Consider the following 2,547-nt stretch of genomic DNA (forward strand, 5'->3'; position numbering starts at 1 on the left):
TATTCTTGATGGCTGGTGGGTTGAAGGCTGTGAGCACGGAATTAATGGTTGGCAGTTTGGAGACGGTTATGTAGGTGAAGGTCAGGATGAAAGTGATCTTTACGCACTCTACAGAGTCTTATTAAATGAAGTTGTTCCTACTTTCTACGGCAATAAAGATCGCTGGAAAGATATGATGATGGAAAGTATTGCTACAACTTATGAAAGATTCTCTGCTAAAAGAATGTTAGAAAGATATTATGCTGAAATGTATAATAAATAAATAATAAAAAGAATTGGCTATAACCTTCATAACGACTTTCATTAATAAATAATAAGCTGTAGTTCCTAACTCGCTTCGCTCAAACATGGGAACTACCATCGCTTATTATTTAGATTTAAGTCTATTTAGGTTAAAATGCCAATTCTTTTTTTATTTATATTTATTTAGAAACATTAAAATTAAGGCCTACCCGAACTTGTCTGACGGACTCGATGTCCTAATGCTGAGCTGACTATTCGTTATAAAATGAAAGCTCAGTGAGCCAAACAACGGGTAGGCTTTTCTTAATTTTATCTGCTTTTAGGCTATTTCGACTAAATTGCTAATTACTTTTAACCAGCATTGATTTTTGTAACTCCTCTTTTGTTTCCTTGTCCAATAAATATTCAACTAATGTCATTGCAAATTCCACGGCAACACCTGCTCCTCTACCAGTAATCAAATTACCATCAATTACAACTCTATCCTCCTGGTAGTTACAGGATGTCATATCCTTATCATAACCAGGATAACTGGTTGCTTTTCTTCCATCTAAGATTCCTGCTGCTTCAAAAACAATTGGGGCCGCACAAATTGCTGCACATAATTTATTTTCTTCATTCAATTTTTTTATAATGTTACGCAGTTTATTACTGTCACGTAAATTAGCAGCACCAGGCATTCCACCAGGTAAAACTACAGCCCCTAAATCAGCAGCATCAATCTCAGAAATCACAGTATCAGCTTCAACCTTTATTCCGTGATCACCTTCTATCTTTTTGCTTCCAATACCTGCAGTTATAACATCAAGTCCTGCTCGTCTTAAAACATCAATATTGGTAACTGCTTCAATTTCTTCAAATCCTTCAGCCAACGGAATTAAAATCTTTGCCATAAATTAGCCTCCTTTAATTCTCTTTTGAGTCTTCTCTCTCTTTTTTATCTTCACCTTTAACTTCTTTCTTTTCCATCGTCTTAGTTTTATTTAAATATTTTGTTAAATCATCTGGTAATGATTTTAAATGATAATCTCTTTGTGGAAATGGAATTTCAATCTCATGTTCTTTAAAATAATCCCAGATAGATAATAAAACCTGACTACGAATATTCTGGATTCCATTCCTGGGATCACTAATCCAAAAACGGATTTCAAAATTAACTGAGCTGTCACCAAATCCCATTAAAAGCACATTTGATTCAGGTTCATTTAAAATTCTATCCTTTTCCTCAATAGCTTTCATCATTAATTCCTGGACCAGCCTTAAATCACTATCATAGGAAACCCCAACTTCTGCATCTACTCTAACTAGTTCATCACTATAAGACCAGTTAATTACTTCTTTTGTAATAAAATCTTCATTTGGAATTAAAAATTCTTTACCTGAACGAGTTACAACCGAAACAAAGCGAGTATCTAATTTTCTAACCCAACCATAAACATCTCCAATTTCAACTACATCCCCAGGTTTAATTGATTTATCAGCTAGAATAATAATCCCACTAATAAAATTAGATACTATCTTCTGTAAACCAAAACCTAAACCAACACCAATAGCACCACCAAGAAATGCAAAAGCACTAAGGTTAATTCCAACAGCACTGAGTGTAAATAAAATTGCTGAAGTAAAAATTAAAAATTTAGCTATTTTGTTTAATAATACTTTAACTGAAGGAGTTAAATCATTACTTTTATCTATTCGACCTGTTACCAATCGACTCAGCTTCCCAGCAAGCCAAAATAAAATACTAAATATGATTACTGCCTTCATTATTAATAATAATGAAATTCTTAAGTTACCGCTGTTAAACGCTAAACTTTCTAAAAAATTTACAGTCTCCTGGTATATATTTAAGATTCTTAATGCTGCTATTATCCAGATTAATGCTGATAAAAATCTAAACATTTTATTTCTCGGAAAAAATAGAGTAATAGTTTTTACTACCAACCAGGCTGATACTAAGTTCCCAAAAATACTTATAATTACAACTGGTAAATTAAAGGCGACAGCAGTTACATAATAAACCCCAATTAAAATCATTAAAATCAAAGGAAATAATAATTGATCAATTATTCTAATCTTTTTTCGTTCTTTTAAAATTTTAATTTTATCTAATAATTCATCAACATGTTTATATAAAATTTTAGATAAAAAATAAGCAGCAGCTATCATAAAAATAAAAATTACTAATTCAATTAAATTACTCCATACAAACAGATAATTTTCAACCTTATCTATAATAAGCTGTCCATATTCTTCTATTTTTATATCTTCAAGCATTATAGCACCTCACTATTATCTCATATC

General features: G+C 31.5%; 2 protein-coding genes and 1 pseudogene. 1 reads left to right on the plus strand and 2 read right to left on the minus strand.

The window, feature by feature from the left end; translation table 11 throughout:
• Window positions 1–262 (plus strand): annotated as a pseudogene (locus CI949_RS19775) (alpha-glucan family phosphorylase); the annotation flags it as partial.
• A 322-nt stretch (window positions 263–584) separates the two neighbouring features.
• On the opposite strand, the gene CI949_RS19780 reads toward CI949_RS19775, so the two are convergent.
• Window positions 585–1,136: a DJ-1 family glyoxalase III gene (locus CI949_RS19780; protein WP_110300825.1), complete on the minus strand. Its 552-nt coding sequence runs from the start codon at window positions 1,134–1,136 to the stop codon at window positions 585–587.
• Window positions 1,137–1,149: 13 nt separating this feature from the next.
• Entirely contained in the window at window positions 1,150–2,520 is a 1,371-nt protein-coding gene (locus CI949_RS19785) for a mechanosensitive ion channel family protein (protein WP_110300824.1), read from the minus strand.
• Window positions 2,521–2,547 lie beyond the last annotated feature (27 nt).

The organism is Halanaerobium sp., from assembly GCF_003070835.1.

Bases quoted from the DNA above. Each gene is read 5' to 3' on its own strand.
- CI949_RS19780 (WP_110300825.1), bottom strand. From the start codon at position 1,136: ATGGCAAAGATTTTAATTCCGTTGGCTGAAGGATTTGAAGAAATTGAA.
- CI949_RS19785 (WP_110300824.1), bottom strand. From the start codon at position 2,520: ATGCTTGAAGATATAAAAATAGAAGAATATGGACAGCTTATTATAGAT.